The organism is Pseudomonas sp. H1_D05, from assembly GCF_054682705.1.
The window spans coordinates 983,699-1,001,052 of record NZ_CP162825.1 but is presented as its reverse complement, the minus strand read 5'-3'; the positions used below and the strand labels follow the sequence as shown (position 1 = coordinate 1,001,052).

Below are 17,354 nucleotides of genomic sequence, written 5' to 3'. Positions count from 1 at the left end.
AGCTCCCACAGGGTTTCGTGGTGGGGCTGCCTGCGATGTCATTTCATGAACGCGAAAAGACCGTTTTGACCCACCCCTGCAAGGTGTACTTCTGGTAGATGTGCTCAGGCACATCGACATACGGATCAGTAATGAACCGTTCCGGAATCACCGGGTTGGCCTCATCGATCACCAGAATGTTCGCTGGGTTGTAAAAGTCATAGTCGACCACGCTCTTGTTGGTGGTGATGACTTTTTTCCGTGAGGCCATGGCTTCGAAGAACCGGAAACTCAATCCCGCCTGACCGGGCTTGGCAATGTCGAGAATGATCCGTGAGCGCTTGACCAGCTCCCCTACCGACTCCAGCGACATTCTTTGCTCGAAAAAGGTGATGCCCGGATGCGCGCCCTGAACCGGCTTGGACTGAACCAGAAACTTGTAATCGGTCAGCCCGAGGCGATCGAATTCCTCGGCCAGACCGGCAAGTGCCGGCACCCGATCCTTGCCCGCCATCACCACAAACGCCGAGTACTCACCGGGCTCACCGTCCGCGATGTAGTCGTCGTAAATGAAGTTGTAGAGTTTTTTCAGCCCGTAGCTTTCGGCATTTTCCGGGTCGAAGGAAAACACCTCGTCATAACCGGTAAGGGCTTCGCGAGTCATCGGCCAACGACTGAAGCTGTCGTAGAGGTAGGCGATCTTGTGGTCGGAGACCTTGAGTCCGGCGGCCAACTGGTTTGCATCGATCTGGGCCGGGTTGATGATGAGTGCCACATCGAAACGTCCATGCGCAGCGATGGCTTTGTTGAACAGGCGTATCTGCGCCCAGCGTCTCAGTGGGCGGCGCAGGATTTTCGGCGCTTGATCAAAGCTGTTCTGCATCGATGACGTATCGATGAAACACACGTCGTTGTCGATCATCAGATAGTCCGCCAGTTTGCGCGCGTAACCACCAATGTCCTTGCACACCAATAAGATTTTCATGGGATTCCATATCGTCAATTCGGGCGACGGGGCGATGATCCTCGGCCCAGCCTATGGCGCCGCCGGCAGCAGGAAGCGCGCAATCACCGGCAGGTGATCGGAGATGCGCAACGTGTCGTCCTGGCGCACCCTTGCTTCGACCCGCTTGATCTTCGGGCTGTAAAACAGGTAGTCGACCGTGCGATCCGGGCCATTCAGGCCGGGGTCGTTGGGGTAGTGGGTCAGCCAGTGCGCACGGTCGATGCCGCTGGCTTCGTTGTTGGTCGGGATCATCGGGTACTTGTCCCACAGCAGATGCAGTTCGCTGTCGGCGGAGTAGGGCGTGCGCTGTTCGGCAGGCAGGCGGCGGTACTGGCCGAGCGGCAACAGATTGAAATCGCCGCCGATCAGCCACGGCAGGCCTTGGCTCTCATACTTGTCGAGCACTTTGGCTACGGCGGTCAATTGTGCCAGCGCGGTGTCACCCGGTTGGCTGGAGCGTTCAAGGTGGGTGTTGAATACGGTCAGTTGCCCGCCGTCACTCAGGGGCAGTTTGGTCGCGAGCAGGGCGTCTTTCGGCTGGAACTGGCGGTTGATGAAGTTGGCGGCAGCGACCGGCAATTGCAGGCGTTCTGCGTGTTCGATGCGGTAGCGACTCAGGGTCGCCAGTTGCCGGCCGACGCTGCCGTAAATGTGCGGGTCGGGGACGAATTCGGCCTTCCAGTCGAACGCACTGGCGCTGCACGGATACAGATCGGCGACCCGTTCCTGCAACAGTTTGAGCTGATCCTGATAATCACTGGCCTTGGCGCCGTCATCGAGCTCCTGCAACAGCACCAGATCGGGCTGCTCGTCGCGGATCACTCGCGCCACTTCGTCGAGGCTGAAGGCCATGTCTTCCAGCGTCGGCGCTTCATCATCGCCCTGAGCCAGATCATTCCAGAACACGTAGCGTTTGCCGGCCAGGTATTGCACGTTCCAGGTCATGACTTTCAGCGCCTGCCCGGGCACCAGCGTCGGCGTTGTGGCGGTGCAACTGACCGGCAAGGTTTCGCGGGCGTCGGGGCGCCAGGTCAGGCTGAACAGCAGCCCGCCGATCAGGATGATGGCGAGCACGACAAGCAACAGGGTGTAGCGCAGTAGACGGGTCATGGCTCGGCTTATAGCGTTACAGAAAGTGGCCCCGAGCATACCTGACGGTCGTCTCGAAGCCCAAGCGCAGTGCGCTCAGATGGCTCTGTCGCGTTTGTCAGGCAATTCGCTGATCAGCATGAACAGGCGAAACAGCACCACGCTGGTGAACAGTTGCAGGAAGCTGTGAGCGCTGTCGATCAGAATGGCGATCACAGGATTCTGCGGCTCGGGGTACACCGCCAGTGTCGCGCCTTTGAGCAACCACAGCGGCGTCATCACGCAGAGAATGCACAGCAGGATCCGCCAGAAATGCCCACGGGTCAGGCGCAGGCTTTCCTTCATCGCCTGCAAAGGCCCCATACCACGCAGTACCAGCAGGTATTCGCCGAACGCGAGCATCACCATCAGCATCAGGCCCGGCAGGAAATACAGCGACAGGCCCAGCAGAATCAGCAAGGTATTGAGCGCCGTGAGCAACGCGAAGCGCGGCCAAAGGGTGGCGGCCATCGCCAGCAGATCGCGGTTGCGCGGCGCCTCGCCACGGCTGCGCGCATCGAGAAAGAGGATCAGTGCGGCGGTGTACAGCGGATACACCAACAGACCGACGACGATGCTGATCGCCGAGATGTTATCCGGCCCGCTGGCGTGATCGACCACTTGTTGCAGGAATGCTTCGAAAATCACCAGCGGCAGGCACAACCGCACGATGCTGCCCAAATGGCGTTTGAAAAAATACAGAGAGTCGCGCAGCACTTCGAGGGCATTCATCAGTCGGTATCGCAGGTCGAAAACAGTGGCTCACTTTAACCGATGATGGCTGGCGCGACACAAACGTAAACATTCGGTAAAGGTCATTGAAACGTTTTGTCACCGTCTCCATTACAGGAGAGCACCTCGGCCAACGTGGACGAGGGCAATGTTATCCCCGGCAATCTACGAGGTCGCCATGAACAGCGAAGAGCAAACCCTGATCGATGGACTGTTTTCCCGGCTGCAACAGGCCGAAACGGAGGCAGCCCCGCGCGACGCCCAGGCCGAGGCGCGGATCAAGGAACACCTGACCCGCCAGCCGGCGGCAGGTTATTTCATGACCCAGGCGATTCTGGTGCAAGAGGCAGCGCTCAAGAGCCTTGACGAGCAGAACAAGCAACTGACCCGGCAAGTCCAGCAGTTGCAGGCCGAGTTGCAAGCGGCCAAGGCGCAGAGTGCCGCACCGGCGCCGAGCGGCGGCGGTGGTTTCCTGTCGAGCATTTTTGGTGGCAGCCCGCGTCCGGCGCCGACCCAGAGCGCCCCAGCCTCGACTGGCGGCTGGCGCGAACCGGCAGCGCAACAGAATTACGCGGCCCCCGCGCCACAACAGAACTTCGGCGCAGCGCCGCCTAACTATGCGCAGCAAGCCGCTCCGGCGGCCGGCAGCAGCTTCCTCGGCGGTGCCTTGAAAACCGCCGCCGGTGTGGCCGGTGGCGTGATGCTGGCGCAGGGCATCAGCAGCCTGTTCCATCACAACCAGCAGCCGGAAGAAATCGTTGAAGTGATCAAGGAAGAGCCGGCGCAGGTCGCCGACCAGAGCAACAACGGTTGGGGCGATGACCCGCGTGTGGCCGATAACGGCTTCTCTGGCAATGACCAGGGCGGCTTCACCGACACCGACTACGGCAACGACAACTCATCGTTCTTCGATGACGACGATTCCTTCGTCTGATTCACCATTCGTCCGGAGCCCCTGAGGGCTCCGGGCCGATTATTCGCGGAACCCTCCTGATGGCTGGCATACTGAGCGCCTTTTTCGGGCCTGGCGCCTGATCCCGCTTCGTGCGCTTGCGCGCCCACAGGAACTCCGGTGAAAAAAATCGCAGTGTTCGCCGACGTGCAGAACCTCTACTACACCGTGCGTCAGGCTTATGGTTGTCACTTCAACTACGCCGCATTGTGGGCCGACATCAGCAAGGACGGGCAGATCGTCGAGGCCTACGCCTACGCGATCGACCGTGGCGACAGCAAACAGCAACAGTTCCAGCAGATCCTGCGCAACCTCGGTTTCACGGTGAAACTCAAGCCCTACATCCAGCGCAGCGACGGCTCGGCCAAGGGCGACTGGGACGTGGGCATCACCCTCGACATCATGGACGCCGCCGACCACGTCGACGAAATCGTCCTGGCTTCCGGTGACGGCGATTTCGACATGCTGCTCGAACGCATCATCAACAAGCACGGCGTGCAAGCGGTCGCCTATGGCGTGCCCGGCCTGACCGCCAACTCGCTGATCCGCGCCGCCAGCCGTTATGTGCCGATCGAAGGCGCACTGTTGTTGAAGAATTGAGCTGTTACTGAAGAATTGATTTGTACGGAGTTGAACCCGGTTTGGAACGCATTGCAGTCATCGACTTTGAAACCACTGGCCTGTCGCCGAACAGCAACTGCCGCGCCACGGAAATCGCTGTGGTCATGCTGGAAAACGGCCGCATCGTCGAGCGTTACCAGAGCCTGATGAACGCCGGCGTGCGAGTCCCCGCGTTCATCGAACAACTGACTGGCATCAGCAACGCCATGTTGCGCACCGCGCCCTCGGCCGAGCAGGTGATGAACGAGGTCAATGAGTTTGTCGGTTGCACGCCGCTGGTCGCGCACAACGCCTCGTTCGACCAGAAGTTCTGGGACTTTGAACTGGGGCGGATCAAGCGCACGCGGTTGCAGAACTTTGCCTGCTCGCTGCTGCTGGCACGGCGGCTGATGCCGGCCGCGCCTAATCATAAGTTGGGTACGCTGACCACGTTTGCGCGCCTGCCGCACACGGGGCAGGCTCACCGGGCCATGGCCGATGCCGAGATGGCGGCCAATCTGATGGCGCATCTGGCGGATGAGTTACGGCACAAGCACGGCGTCAGTGAGTTATCGCACGACCTGCTGTGCAAACTGCAAAAAGTCCCGGCCGCGAAAGTCAGCGAACACCTGCAGCGCTACCGCTGATCCCAAGCCCAACACAGAACCCCTGTAGGAGTGAGCTTGCTCGCGAATGCGGTGTGTCATTCAACTTCAAAGTGACTGATCTACCGCTTTCGCGAGCAGGCTCGCTCCCACAGGGGGCATCATCGTCCTCAGGATTTGCCGTTGCTTTCGATATGGCCGAGTGGCACGCGTTTTTCGATCGCACTCGACAACACAATCGACGTCTAGGAATTGCCGAAGGCTGCGATCTTTTCGCGTCAGGCCAGACTGGCGAATTGTTGACTATCAACCTTGTCCACCGGCATAAATCCGGTTGTTTTCTTGAAATTCATCGTGTGTACAAAGTTCTTCATCGAATCGGATGGATCGATGCTTTGCATGTTGAGTTTGAATAGCGTCTCGCGTGCAAGCGCGACGCTGAGGATCGGCTGATCTTCGAGATGGCCGGTTGCGGAGTTGAGAAGAGAGTCAACCGCCGTAACAATGACGAGTCGTTCGGGAAGAATACTCAGCAGTTCCTGGCCTACGCGCAAAACACAGCTGGATACGTAGTCCTGTAACAGCTCATTGAATTTGCTGATCGGCATTTTTTTAACTGACAGTTTTCCACTCTGTAGTAGTGACTTGATTTCTTGAGGGATCACTTTGATGCCGTGTACCGAGAGCGTGCATTCGAGAATGCCAGTTTCGGCAACCGAGAAATTAATTGACGTGCCCAAGTGCGAAATATCCGTGAACGGATCCACTCGCAGGACTGCATCAATTTTCGATTGGGCATTACCAGCGAGTATTCCCAACGCAAGCTCGTGATCTACTTTCCAATCCTGATACTGCGCTTCCCACTCGCTTAATTCTTGAGCTAACTGCTGCGTATCTTTGGCAACCGCTGCTTGAATGGCTAATTCAATTTTTTTGCGTTGCCTGGCCTCAAGTTTCAAGGTGCGCGCAAAGAAACCAGGCTTGTAACTGGATTGTTTTGCCCTTGCCTGGTTTTCATGGGTATTGAGCGCTTCGGGTTTGATCGGTGGCAGTTGATTTGCGAACTCACTCCAGTCGATTATCTCGCCACAATCTTTATGCACGGAAAGCAACAAATCTATGTGGTTTTCATAGACCTCAACTTCGTACGCTGCCTGCTCAAGAGCCTCCATTTTTGCGAATTCTTTCTGACGTACCTGCAATTCGCGGTGGCGCCGCTTCGAGTTGCGCTCAGCTCTCCTGGCTGACGCCTGCATCGAGCGTAGGGTTCCCTTCCAAGTCATTTCTGAGTTCCTCTCATTTGTAACGGGGCTTTATTTTTTTAGAAGGCCGGTTCGCGGCATAGTCAGGACATTAGCTGCTGCGTTGGGTGGCGTCCATCGACCAAAAGTCTCGTGTAATCGGGTTGTTTAGTTACGTGTATGGGTTGGCGAAGCATCCTACTGAAGTTTAGGGGGAATCCGTCTTGAACTCAGATAACCCCGCCGATAACCTCTGTGTGTCGCTGCAAATTCAGCGATCGGGACTGCAAGCCCGCCGATAGTTTGTTAGGAGACCACTGGCAAACCTATAATCGCGTCGCTTCAATTAGCGACTATCGATTTATGGTAGCTGTGTGCGGGAGACCTTCGGGTCTGCCGAGGTCTCCTACTCGGTCTTGCAGACCCGCGCACAGCTGCCACCCATCATCTGCAAGTGATGCGGGCAGCTCCGATATTCTAAGGAGATTTGTCATGGTCAAGGTTGTCCCCACGCACTCAGAAAATTTCGGTTCAGCAATCCCACATGAGCCGCTCATACAACCCCAATTGTTCATCCGTCATCACATTCAACTGAGGGCTACTCTGCAACATGCGGAGGCTTGGTTCTGTGCCCGAGACATCGGTCGTCTCATGGGGCTGGAAATCAATGCGCGGCAAGTGCTCAAGCTGGATGAGGATCAGCGGCGGATGATGCATCTGTCAGGTAATGATGGCGCTCAAGAGTTTTTAATGCTGAGCGAGTCAGGGGTTTACGCAATGCTGGTGTATCACTATTCCCCAGAGAACCGTCATCTGCGTCGTTGGCTGACTCACGAGATTGTGCCAATGCTTCGTCAGAACTCGAAGTCAGTTCCAGACCCGCATTTGCGCTTGATCATGTGTGCCGGGGAAACGTTGAGACTTCTGCATTGGCGTAATGAGCCATGGATACGCATGCGAGACATGCCGTACATGTTGACTCAGGAAGGTGCCAGCTACAGATGAAGGCCGCTAGTTGTTTCAGGATGGAAAGTTGATTTTTGATCGAGTGAATGAGCTATGAACCTGCTCGCGATGACGGTGTGTCAGCCAAAATTTGTATCGACTGATACACCGCTTTCGCGAGCAAGCTCGCTCCCACAGGGGGCATCATCGTCCTCAGGATTTGCCGTTGCTTTCGATCTGGCCTAACGGCACGCGTTTTTCGATCGCGCTCGACAACACAATCGAGGTCTTGCTGAAGCCAAACTTCGCCACCCGATTGATCAACGCCTCCAGCTCCGTCATCGACCCCACCGCGGCCTTCATCATCACGCACGGATCGCCCGTGACTCGGAAGCACTCGGTCAACTGTGGGATTTTCACCAGTTCGTCGTAGACCTTCTGGCTGCCGTTCTGGTGCAGGCGCAATTCGATCATGCACTGGATTGGCAGACCGATTTTCGACAGATCGATTTTCGCCTCATATCCCGTAATTACCCCGGACGCTTCAAGCTTGGCCACGCGCTCGGCGACGGCGGGGGCGGAGAGGTTCACCTTGCGCGCCAGATCGGCGTAGGACGCACGGCCGTTTTCCAGCAGGGCGCTGAGCAGCATGCGGTCGTATTTGTCCAAGGCCGGACTCCTGAAAATGCCAGACTTTCGAAATCCCGGTTTATTCCGATGATCTCCGTTCTTTCAAAAGTGTACCGGCGCTATAAACAGGTTTTGTAACTTATTTTTGCTCGTCAGCCTTTCTAGAATAATCCATCCCCGGACTCAGACTTTCGAGCTGCCCATGCCTGCCTTGCGCCGTTTTTCCTTGCCGCTGATCGCCGCGTTTTTCGCGTTGTATGTGATTTGGGGATCGACCTATCTGGTGATCCGAATTGGCGTCGAATACTGGCCGCCGCTGATGCTCGGCGGGGTGCGCTTCGTGATCGCCGGCAGCCTGATGTACGCCTTCCTGCGCTGGCGCGGGGCACCGGCGCCGACCTGGGCGCAGTGGAAGGCGGCGGGGATCATCGGCATTTTACTGCTCAGTTTCGGTAACGGCGCGGTGAGTGTGGCCGAGCACACCGGTGTGGCTTCGGGTGTGGCGGCGTTGGCGGTGGCGACGGTACCGCTGTTTACTTTGCTGTGTGGCTATTTCTGGGGCGCGCGCAATACCCGGCTCGAGTGGGCCGGGGTGGCGTTGGGGATTGTTGGTATTGCCATGCTCAACATGGGCTCCAACCTGCAATCGAGTCCGCTGGGCGCAGCATTGCTGATTTTCGCGGCGGCAACCTGGGCGTTCGGTTCGGTGTGGAGCAGACATTTGCCGTTGCCACAGGGCGCGATGGCCAGCGCGGTGGAAATGCTGGTTGGCGGTGTGGTGCTGCTGATTGGCAGCGCTGCCAGTGGTGAACACTTGCAAGCTGTCCCGCCGATTGAGGGCTGGCTGGCGCTGGCGTACCTGATCTTCTTTGGATCGATCATCGCCTTCAACTCTTATATGTATTTGCTCAAGCACGTGCGTCCAGCGGCGGCGACCAGTTATGCCTACGTCAACCCGGCGGTCGCGGTGTTGCTGGGGATTGTGTTTGTCGGCGAGACCATCGGCATCGAAGAAGCGCTGGCGATGCTGGTGATCATCAGCGCGGTGGTGTTGATCGGACTGCCGCAGTGGCGCCGTCCGGCACAGCCGCCAGTCGTGGCGCCGACAGCCGTTCCCACAGAAACGCGTACGAATTAGGGTAAACTGCGCGGCATTGCATGCCTGCGTTATTTTTTCCTACGGTACTCCCATGACTTTCGCCTCCCTTGGCCTGATCGAACCCTTGCTGCGCTCCCTCGAGACGCTCGGCTACCAGACCCCGACGCCGGTTCAGGCGCAAGCCATTCCGGCCGTGCTGGCCGGTCGTGACTTGATGGCAGCCGCTCAGACCGGCACTGGCAAAACCGCCGGTTTCGCCTTGCCACTGCTGCAGTTGCTGGCCATGGAAGGGCCGAAAGTCGCTGCCAACTCGGCGCGTGCACTGATTCTGGTGCCGACCCGTGAGCTGGCCGAGCAGGTGCATGAGTCTGTGCGTCAGTACGCCGAAAACCTGCCGCTGCGTACCTATGCGGTTTACGGCGGCGTCAGCATCAATCCGCAGATGATGAAGCTGCGCGGCGGCGTCGATGTGCTGGTCGCCACGCCCGGTCGCCTGATCGACCTGTTCCGCCAGAACGCGCTGAAACTCGATCAGTTGCAGACTCTGGTGCTGGATGAAGCCGATCGTATGCTCGACCTGGGCTTCTCCGAAGAACTGGCGAACATTTACCGCATGCTGCCGAAAAAGCGCCAGACCCTGTTGTTTTCCGCAACCTTCTCCGATGACATCCGCCTGCTCGCCGGGCAGATGCTCAACGATCCGCTGACCGTCGAAGTCAGCCCGCGCAACGTCGCGGCCAATACGGTCAAGCAGTGGATCGTCACGGTGGACAAGAAGCGCAAGGCCGAACTGTTCGTGCACCTGATGCGCAAGAACAAGTGGAAGCAGGTGCTGGTGTTCGCCAAGACCCGTAATGGTGTCGATGCGCTGGTGGAAAAACTTCAGGGCCTGGGCGTGAATGCCGACGGTATCCATGGTGATAAACCTCAGGCCACCCGTCAGCGGGCGCTGGATCGTTTCAAGCTCAGTGAAGTGCAGATTCTGGTGGCAACTGACGTGGCTGCCCGTGGTCTGGATATCGAAGATCTGCCGCTGGTGATCAACTTCGATCTGCCGATCGTGGCTGAAGACTACATTCACCGTATCGGCCGCACGGGTCGTGCTGGCGCGACGGGCGAGGCGATCTCGCTGGTGTGCGCGGACGAAGTGAACATGTTGTCGGCGATTGAAATGCTGACGCGCCAGACCTTGAAACGTCAGAACGAGCCGGATTTCGAACCGGAGCACCGCGTGCCGGACACCGATGCCAGCGGTCAGGTGATCAAGAAGCCGAAGAAACCGAAGAAACCTAAAGCTTCGGGTGGTGGCGGCAAACGCAATCTGGGCAAGTGGGTCGACAGCGGCGAGACGCAGGCGCCGGAGCCTTCGGTCAAGCCTGTGCGTAAAGTGCCGGTGTTCAATACCGGGCCGCGTAAGCGTAAGCCTTAAAGTCAAAAGCCCCTCACCCTAACCCTCTCCCAGGGGGAGAGGGGACTGATTGGGGGATATTCGGGAATTACGCCGACCTGATCCGACTGTTGTGAATCTACAATCGACAGAGTTTCGCCAGACACTTCGGTTGGCTGGCCGAATCCATAATCGACTCGGTGTTTCAGGTCGATGTTGGACGCCAGACACCTCGGTCGGCTCCCTCTCCCTCTGGGAGAGGGCTGGGGTGAGGGTTTAGCTTTTCAGCCACTGCACAATTCCCAACCCGGCCGCCCGGCCACTGGCAAAACACCCGGTCAGCAAATACCCGCCCGTTGGCGCTTCCCAATCAAGCATCTCCCCCGCGCAGAACACTCCCGGCAACACCTTGAGCATCAAGCGCTCATCCATCGCCTCGAACGTCACGCCCCCGGCACTGCTGATCGCCTCGTCCAATGGCCGCGTTCTGACCAGAGTCAGCGGCAACGCCTTGATCGCCCGCGCCAACAGCGCCGGATCAGCAAACGTCGCCGCATCAGTCAACTCGCGCAACAACGCCGCTTTCACCCCATCAATCCCGACCTGACTGTGCAGATGCTTGGCCATCGACCGCGAACCGCGTGGTTTGCTCAACGCCGCCTGCAATTTATCCACAGGCCGGCCGGGCAACAGATCAATGTGAACAACCGCGGCGCCATATTGGTTGATCGCCTCACGAATCGGCGCCGACAGCGCATAAATCAGACTGCCTTCAATGCCGGTCGCGGTGATCACGCATTCGCCCAAGCGCGGAATATCGTCATTCAAACCGATGGCGATATTTTTCAGCGGTGCGCCGGCGAATTTGCTGACCATCAATTCGCTCCAGGCCTGCACCTCGAAGCCGCAATTACTTGGCTGTAATGGCGCCAGTCCTACACCGCGTTGCTCCAGCGGCAGCATCCACGCACCGTCGGAACCGAGGCGCGACCAACTGCCGCCGCCAAGGGCGAGCAGGGTGGCATCGGGTTTTACGGTTATTTCACCTTCCGGGCTGTCGATGCGCAGCGCGCCGTGTTCATCCCAGCCGAGCCAGCGGTGGCGGGTGTGGATAACTATGCCGCTGTCACGCAGGCGCTTGAGCCAGGCGCGCAGTAGCGGGGCCGCTTTCATATCAGTGGGGAACACCCGGCCGGAGCTGCCGACAAAGGTTTCGATGCCCAGGTCGTGAATCCATTTACACAACGCATCGGCGTCGAAGCCGCGTAACAACGGAGCGATTTGCGGGGCGCGCTCGGCGTAGCGTGAAAGGAACGCCGGGTAGGCTTCGGAGTGGGTGATGTTCATGCCGCCGACGCCAGCGAGCAGGAACTTGCGGCCCACCGAGGGCATGCCGTCGTAGAGATCGACGCGGATTCCGGCCTGGCTCAGCACTTCGGCGGCCATCAGGCCGGCGGGGCCACCGCCAATGATGGCGACGTGAGCGGGGGAGGAGGCGGAGTTCTGGGTCATGGTGAGCGCTGCGGTATGGCGGGATAAGGCGCGCATTCTAACAGTCGAGATCTTTTGTAGGAGTGAGCCTGCTCGCGATAGCGGTGTATCAGCCAAGTTAATGTTGAAGGTGCTGACGCTATCGCGAGCAGGCTCACTCCTACAAGGGATTCGGATTGGCTTGAAATGTTGGTTGAAAAATGATCAGTGCGCTGCAGGCCATAACCGGTATGGCCTGCAGTCCCTTTCACTCAGGTTATCCATAGGCCGTTCCACAGCGATTGTGGGTAACGCAGCACAACTCAATGACAACCGTGTGACTGCCAGACCCGTTGGGCGCTGTGATGGAGGATGCCGTGGCGGCGTGCGAGGGCGTGGCGATCCTTGCTGTAACCGCCGCCAATCACGCCCATCACCGGAATGTCGCGGCCCAGGCAATGGCGCATCACGCTTTCATCGCGGGCGGCGACGCCTTCGTCAGTCAGTTGCAGATAACCGAGGGCGTCGTCTTTGTGTACATCAACGCCGGCGTCGTACAGCACCAGGTCCGGTTGATACAGCGGCAACAAGTAATTGAGTGTGTCGTCGACCACTTTCAAATAGTCAGCGTCGCCCATGCCTTTGGGCAGCGGAATGTCCCAGTCACTTTCGGCTTTGCGTGCAGGAAAATTCTTCTCGCAGTGCAGGGAAACAGTAATCGCCTCCGGCGTGTCATGCAGAATTCGCGCGGTGCCGTCACCCTGATGCACATCGCAATCGAAGATCAGCACGCGATTCACCCGGCCGCTTTGCAGCAGGTAATGGCTGATGATCGCCAGGTCATTGAAAATGCAGAACCCCGCCGGGTAGTCGTAATGCGCATGGTGAGTGCCGCCGGCCAAGTGACAGGCCAGCCCATGCTCCAAGGCTTTCTCCGCGGCCAGAATCGAACCGCCGACCGCCCGTACCGTGCGCCGTGCCAAGGCTTCGTTCCACGGTAGACCCAGACGCCGTTGGTCTTCGCGGGACAACTCGCCGCTCATATAGCGTTCGATATACGCACGGTCATGGGCGAGGGCGAGGATGTCGTTGGGGCAGATATCCGGGCGCAGCAGATCAGCGTCGCGGGTCAAACCGCTGTCGACCAGGTGATCGCGCAGCAGACGAAACTTGTCCATCGGGAAGCGGTGATCCGCCGGAAACTCGGGGCTGTAGTCTTCGTGGTAGATCAGCGGCAGTGGCATGGCGGTTTCATGTAGGAACGTAGGAAAGAGTGAAGGATCCTACCAGCGATGTAGACTTGCGGCATGGAAACGGAGGGGCATGATGGAGCCGATACTGGAACTTGAAAGCGCGCGCTTGCTGATGCGTCAGTGGCAGGACGAGGATTTGCCGGCATTTGCCGCGATGTGCGCCGATCCTCAAGTGATGCGCTACTTCCCGACACCATTGAGCCGCCTGGAAAGTGCGTCGATGATCGGCCGCGTGCGCGGGCATTTTGCCGAACACGGTTTTGGCCTGTGGGCGCTGGAGCGCAAGGACAGTGGCGAATTCATTGGTTTCACCGGGCTCGGCGTGGTTGGTTTCGATGCACCGTTCACCCCGGCAGTGGAAATCGGCTGGCGCCTGGCCAAGGAACATTGGGGCCTGGGTTACGCCAGCGAAGCAGCGTGGACCGCTCTGCGTTGCGGCTTTGATCGGTTGGCATTGAAGGAAATCGTTTCCTTCACCGCGCAATCCAATTTGCCCTCAGAGAAAGTCATGCAGGCGATCGGCATGCATCACGCCCCGGAAGATGATTTTGATCACCCCAAGCTTGCGGTCGATCATCCGCTGAGACGGCATCTGCTGTACCGCATTACTCGGGAACAATGGCTGCAAACCTTGCATGGATAAGCCGACACGGACGTTTACAATGGCCGCCATATCATTGGCCCGCGCCAGAATCTGAATCGGCCGCCGCAGCCAAGACTGCGCGGCATAGTGCTTTGTGTGAGGAGAGTCTGAATGAGCCAAGTGTTGGAAGATCTGGTCGACTTGCTGACCCTGGAACCGATCGAAGAAAACCTGTTCCGTGGCCGTAGCCAGGATCTGGGTTTCCGTCAGTTGTTCGGTGGTCAGGTGCTCGGTCAGTCGCTGTCGGCGGCCAGTCAGACCGTTGAAGAAGCGCGACATGTGCACTCGATGCACGGCTATTTCCTGCGTCCGGGCGATGCCAAGTTGCCAGTGGTCTACTCGGTTGATCGCGTGCGCGATGGCGGCAGTTTCAGCACTCGTCGCGTCACGGCAATCCAGAAGGGCCATCCGATTTTCACCTGCAGCGCTTCGTTTCAATACGACGAGGCAGGCTTCGAACATCAGAGCCAGATGCCGGTGGTGGTCGGCCCGGAAAATCTGCCGTCGGAGCTGGAATTGACCCAGCAACGCGCGCACCTGATTCCGGAACACATGCGTGAAAAACTGCTGTGCCCGAAACCGATCGAAGTGCGCCCGGTCACCGAAAAGGACCCGTACAACCCGCAGCCGGCCGATCCGGTCAAATATGTGTGGTTCCGTGCCGACGGCGCATTGGCCGACATCCCGGCACTGCACAAATACTTGTTGGCGTACGCCTCGGACTTCGGCCTGCTGACCACCTCAATGCTGCCCCACGGCAAATCGGTCTGGCAGAAAGACATGCAGGTCGCCAGCCTTGATCACGCGCTGTGGTTCCACAACGATCTGCGCGCCGATGACTGGTTGCTCTACGCGATGGACAGTCCGTGGGCCGGCAATTCCCGTGGATTCTCCCGTGGCAGCGTGTACAACCGCGCCGGGCAACTGGTCGCTTCGGTGACGCAGGAAGGCCTGATCCGCCATCGCAAGGACTGGGCATGAGTCTGAAAGAGGTCAAGCACTGGGTGTTCGATATGGACGGCACGTTGACCGTCGCCGTGCATGATTTTGCGGCGATTCGCGTGGCGCTGGCGATTCCGCCGGAGGACGACATCCTCACTCATCTCGCGGCATTGCCGGCGGATGAAGCGGCGGCGAAACACGCCTGGCTGCTGGAACACGAAAGGGATCTGGCGCTGGGTTCGACCCCGGCCACCGGCGCGGTGGAGCTGGTGCGTGATCTGCACGCACGCGGTTATCGCCTCGGCATCCTCACCCGCAACGCGCGGGAACTGGCGCATGTGACGCTGCAAGCGATTGGCCTCGCCGACTGTTTTGCGGTGGACGATGTGCTGGGCCGCGACGAAGCGCCGCCGAAGCCGCATCCGGGTGGCTTGCTGAAACTGGCAGACGCCTGGGACGTGCCGGCCAGCGCGATGGTCATGGTCGGTGATTACCGCTTTGATCTGGATTGCGGACGAGCGGCGGGGGCGCGGACGGTGTTGGTGAATTTGCCGGAAAACCCTTGGCCGGAGTTGACCGATTGGCATGCGAAGGATTGTGTCGAGTTGCGGCGGATGCTTCTGGCCTGAAATCTTTGCTGCCTGAGCTGGCCTCTTCGCGAGCAAGCTCGCTCCCACAAGGAAATGTATTCCAAATGTGGGAGCGAGCTTGCTCGCGAAGAGGGCATAAAATCCGCCAAACAGTTTACTGATCGAACAACGCCTTCTGCCCCTCCGGCGAGGTCAGCATCCCATCGCCGTTATGCCCGACCCCGGGCACTTCAACCAATCGTTGATTCACCCCTTCCGGATGCCGCCGCAGCAAATAGCCGAAGTACAACTTCCCACGCTCCAGGCGATACGCACCTTGCGCCTCGGCTTCACAGCGTTTGTCCAACGCTGGATGCTTGGGATCGACGTCCTGCTGTCCAAGCAGATAAATCACCTCGCGTTTGATGTAACTGCTCTCAAGCTGCAACGGCGTTTGCCCACCGGCGTACACCGGCATGTCTGACAGACCGTACTTCCAGCGATCGAAACCCGCGCATTTGGCGTGATCGAACGCTACCGGCCGTTGTTCATTGAAGTAGGCATAAGATGACGGGTTGGCCACCACGTAGCGCAAGCGAATGCCGTTGGCCTTCAACGCAGGCTGATCCTTGGCCAGCAGGGCATAGCGCTGCACCACCTGGCCACCGCCGGAATGACCGAAGATCACGATCTGCTTCACGTCGGGAAACTGTTTGCGGTCGCTGATCCGTCCAACGATCTCATCGAGCGCGGCATAGGAACTCAACGGATTCGGCCCTGTGGATAAGCTGCCGCCCATCCAGTCGTTGCCTTGCCAGCGCAGCAACGTGGCGGGGAGCGAGTACAGCGCGACATCGCTTTCATTGAGGAACTGCGGCGCGATTACCAGCGTGTGGGCACTTTGTCCCGCCAGCTCGGCGGCGCTCTCCGCGCTTTTGCGATAGGTTTCCGAGTTGCGCAACCGGCCATGAATGACGATCAGCACCCGTTCGATCTTCTCCGGCGCAGGACCAATGCCGACCGCCATTTCCCCGGCCTTGAGTTGCAAACGACCGGGGCTGATCGCATCGACACCGGCGGCTTGCGCAGTGCTGCCAACGATCAGTAACGCCAAAAGCCATTTATGCATTTACAGGTTTTTCGCCGCGAAGGTGTCGCACTGGCCGACCTGGCCCTGCGCGAATCCGGTTTTGAACCAGCGCACCCTTTGCGCCGACGTACCGTGGGTAAACGAGTCCGGCACCACACGGCCCTGACCCTGTTGTTGCAGGCGATCATCACCGATGGCGTTGGCCGCATTCAAGGCCTCTTCGATATCGCCCGGTTCCAGCCAGTTCAAACGCTTCTGCGCACTGTAGGCCCAGACACCGGCGAGGCAGTCGGCCTGCAATTCCTGACGCACCAGCAAACCGCCGTCGCCTTCCATCTGCCGACCTTGCTGGCGAGCTGTCTGAATTTTCGCCGAGACGCCGAGAAGCGTCTGCACATGGTGTCCGACTTCATGCGCGATCACGTAGGCCTGGGCGAAGTCGCCGGCAGCCTTGAAGCGTTGCGACATTTCCTGGAAGAACGCCATGTCCAGGTAGACCTTCTGGTCCGCCGGGCAATAGAACGGGCCAGTGGCCGAGGTCGCCAGACCGCAGGCGGAATTGACCCGATTGCTGAACAGCACCAAGGTCGGGTCCTTATATTGGCGCCCGGCCTGTTGGAAAATCGCGCCCCAGGTGTCTTCGGTGTCACCAAGGATCGAGCGGACGAATTCGGCCTGTTCATCATTGGCCGGCGGTGCCTGGCGGGTTTGCGAAGTAGGTGCAGATTGTTGTGTGGATTGCCCGGCGAGCTGGCCGAGGATCTGCATTGGGTCCTGCCCGGTGATCCAGCCAATGCCGACGATCAGCAGAATCGCCCCCAGGCTCAGGCCTTTGCCGCCACCGAAGCGCATGCCGCCACCGCCGGCATCATCACCACGGGCATCGACGACGTTGTCACTGCGTCGGCCTTTTTTCCATAGCATGTGGGAATCCTCTGTGTGTATCGGGTGGTGATGAGTGTTGCTGTTGTGTGAGTGTGGCGCCAGTCCGGTCGTCCGTCTATTGGCCACACGCAAACAGGCCCGGCCTCGTGCTGACGAGGTCGGGCCTGTTATTGACGGTCTGGCGCGCGGCAAATTCAA

General features: G+C 58.9%; 18 protein-coding genes and 1 pseudogene. 9 read left to right on the top strand and 10 right to left on the bottom strand.

The window, feature by feature from the left end:
- Positions 1–43 precede the first annotated feature (43 nt).
- The 3 genes from AB4O11_RS04570 to AB4O11_RS04560 form a co-directional block, all read right to left on the bottom strand.
- Positions 44–964 carry a hypothetical protein gene (locus AB4O11_RS04570; protein WP_116255893.1) on the bottom strand — a complete coding sequence of 307 codons (921 nt, stop codon included), beginning with the start codon at positions 962–964 and terminating at the stop codon, positions 44–46.
- A 51-nt stretch (positions 965–1,015) separates the two neighbouring features.
- The gene (locus AB4O11_RS04565; RefSeq protein ID WP_320336286.1) at positions 1,016–2,095 is read right to left on the bottom strand and encodes an endonuclease/exonuclease/phosphatase family protein; all 1,080 of its coding nucleotides are present in this window, start codon (positions 2,093–2,095) and stop codon (positions 1,016–1,018) included.
- A 75-nt stretch (positions 2,096–2,170) separates the two neighbouring features.
- Positions 2,171–2,845: a YciC family protein gene (locus AB4O11_RS04560; protein ID WP_093434664.1), complete on the bottom strand. Its 675-nt coding sequence runs from the start codon at positions 2,843–2,845 to the stop codon at positions 2,171–2,173.
- A 178-nt stretch (positions 2,846–3,023) separates the two neighbouring features.
- On the opposite strand from AB4O11_RS04560, the gene AB4O11_RS04555 reads away from it, so the two are divergent.
- The 3 genes from AB4O11_RS04555 to AB4O11_RS04545 all read left to right on the top strand — a co-directional run bounded on the left by AB4O11_RS04555 (position 3,024) and on the right by AB4O11_RS04545 (position 5,044).
- Entirely contained in the window at positions 3,024–3,779 is a 756-nt protein-coding gene (locus AB4O11_RS04555) for a DUF2076 domain-containing protein (protein WP_460131047.1), read from the top strand.
- A gap of 138 nt (positions 3,780–3,917) precedes the next feature.
- Positions 3,918–4,397 carry a LabA-like NYN domain-containing protein gene (locus tag AB4O11_RS04550; RefSeq protein WP_003228475.1) on the top strand — a complete coding sequence of 160 codons (480 nt, stop codon included), beginning with the start codon at positions 3,918–3,920 and terminating at the stop codon, positions 4,395–4,397.
- A 41-nt stretch (positions 4,398–4,438) separates the two neighbouring features.
- On the top strand, positions 4,439–5,044 hold the full coding sequence (locus AB4O11_RS04545; protein WP_077574644.1) for a 3'-5' exonuclease: 606 nt from the start codon (positions 4,439–4,441) through the stop codon (positions 5,042–5,044).
- A gap of 128 nt (positions 5,045–5,172) precedes the next feature.
- Here AB4O11_RS04545 and AB4O11_RS04540 read toward each other — a convergent pair.
- Together AB4O11_RS04540 and AB4O11_RS04535 are read right to left on the bottom strand one after the other, a co-directional pair.
- Positions 5,173–5,247, bottom strand: a pseudogene (locus AB4O11_RS04540) (Lrp/AsnC family transcriptional regulator); the annotation flags it as partial.
- Positions 5,248–5,280: 33 nt separating this feature from the next.
- Entirely contained in the window at positions 5,281–6,285 is a 1,005-nt protein-coding gene (locus AB4O11_RS04535; protein ID WP_460130243.1) for a hypothetical protein, read from the bottom strand.
- Between the two features lie 450 nt (positions 6,286–6,735).
- On the opposite strand from AB4O11_RS04535, the gene AB4O11_RS04530 reads away from it, so the two are divergent.
- A complete protein-coding gene (locus AB4O11_RS04530) occupies positions 6,736–7,248 on the top strand; it encodes a BRO-N domain-containing protein (RefSeq protein WP_460130242.1) in 513 nt (170 codons plus the stop codon).
- Positions 7,249–7,401: 153 nt separating this feature from the next.
- Here the strand turns inward: AB4O11_RS04530 and AB4O11_RS04525 are convergent, their stop codons facing one another.
- On the bottom strand, positions 7,402–7,857 hold the full coding sequence (locus tag AB4O11_RS04525; protein WP_460130241.1) for an Lrp/AsnC family transcriptional regulator: 456 nt from the start codon (positions 7,855–7,857) through the stop codon (positions 7,402–7,404).
- A gap of 163 nt (positions 7,858–8,020) precedes the next feature.
- On the opposite strand from AB4O11_RS04525, the gene yedA reads away from it, so the two are divergent.
- Together yedA and AB4O11_RS04515 are read left to right on the top strand one after the other, a co-directional pair.
- Positions 8,021–8,956, top strand: coding sequence for a drug/metabolite exporter YedA (yedA, locus tag AB4O11_RS04520; protein WP_460066101.1), 936 nt, complete (start codon positions 8,021–8,023; stop codon positions 8,954–8,956).
- Between the two features lie 52 nt (positions 8,957–9,008).
- Positions 9,009–10,346, top strand: coding sequence for a DEAD/DEAH box helicase (locus AB4O11_RS04515; RefSeq protein WP_460130240.1), 1,338 nt, complete (start codon positions 9,009–9,011; stop codon positions 10,344–10,346).
- 234 nt (positions 10,347–10,580) lie between these two features.
- Here the strand turns inward: AB4O11_RS04515 and AB4O11_RS04510 are convergent, their stop codons facing one another.
- Together AB4O11_RS04510 and AB4O11_RS04505 are read right to left on the bottom strand one after the other, a co-directional pair.
- Positions 10,581–11,816: a TIGR03862 family flavoprotein gene (locus AB4O11_RS04510; RefSeq protein WP_460130239.1), complete on the bottom strand. Its 1,236-nt coding sequence runs from the start codon at positions 11,814–11,816 to the stop codon at positions 10,581–10,583.
- 281 nt (positions 11,817–12,097) lie between these two features.
- Positions 12,098–13,018: a histone deacetylase family protein gene (locus tag AB4O11_RS04505; protein WP_099757249.1), complete on the bottom strand. Its 921-nt coding sequence runs from the start codon at positions 13,016–13,018 to the stop codon at positions 12,098–12,100.
- A gap of 82 nt (positions 13,019–13,100) precedes the next feature.
- Here AB4O11_RS04505 and AB4O11_RS04500 point away from each other — a divergent pair, with 82 nt between their 5' ends.
- The 3 genes from AB4O11_RS04500 (at position 13,101) to AB4O11_RS04490 (ending at position 15,241) form a co-directional block, all read left to right on the top strand.
- Positions 13,101–13,670, top strand: a complete 570-nt coding sequence (locus tag AB4O11_RS04500) for a GNAT family N-acetyltransferase (RefSeq protein WP_093434681.1) — start codon at positions 13,101–13,103, stop codon at positions 13,668–13,670.
- Between the two features lie 111 nt (positions 13,671–13,781).
- Entirely contained in the window at positions 13,782–14,651 is an 870-nt protein-coding gene (gene tesB, locus AB4O11_RS04495; protein WP_003228466.1) for an acyl-CoA thioesterase II, read from the top strand.
- Entirely contained in the window at positions 14,648–15,241 is a 594-nt protein-coding gene (locus AB4O11_RS04490) for an HAD family hydrolase (RefSeq protein WP_460130238.1), read from the top strand. Before tesB ends, AB4O11_RS04490 begins: the two co-directional genes overlap by 4 nt.
- A gap of 115 nt (positions 15,242–15,356) precedes the next feature.
- Here AB4O11_RS04490 and AB4O11_RS04485 read toward each other — a convergent pair whose 3' ends face one another.
- Both AB4O11_RS04485 and ypfJ read right to left on the bottom strand, forming a co-directional pair.
- On the bottom strand, positions 15,357–16,310 hold the full coding sequence (locus AB4O11_RS04485; RefSeq protein ID WP_460130237.1) for an alpha/beta fold hydrolase: 954 nt from the start codon (positions 16,308–16,310) through the stop codon (positions 15,357–15,359).
- Positions 16,311–17,195 carry a KPN_02809 family neutral zinc metallopeptidase gene (ypfJ, locus tag AB4O11_RS04480; protein WP_460089033.1) on the bottom strand — a complete coding sequence of 295 codons (885 nt, stop codon included), beginning with the start codon at positions 17,193–17,195 and terminating at the stop codon, positions 16,311–16,313.
- Positions 17,196–17,354 lie beyond the last annotated feature (159 nt).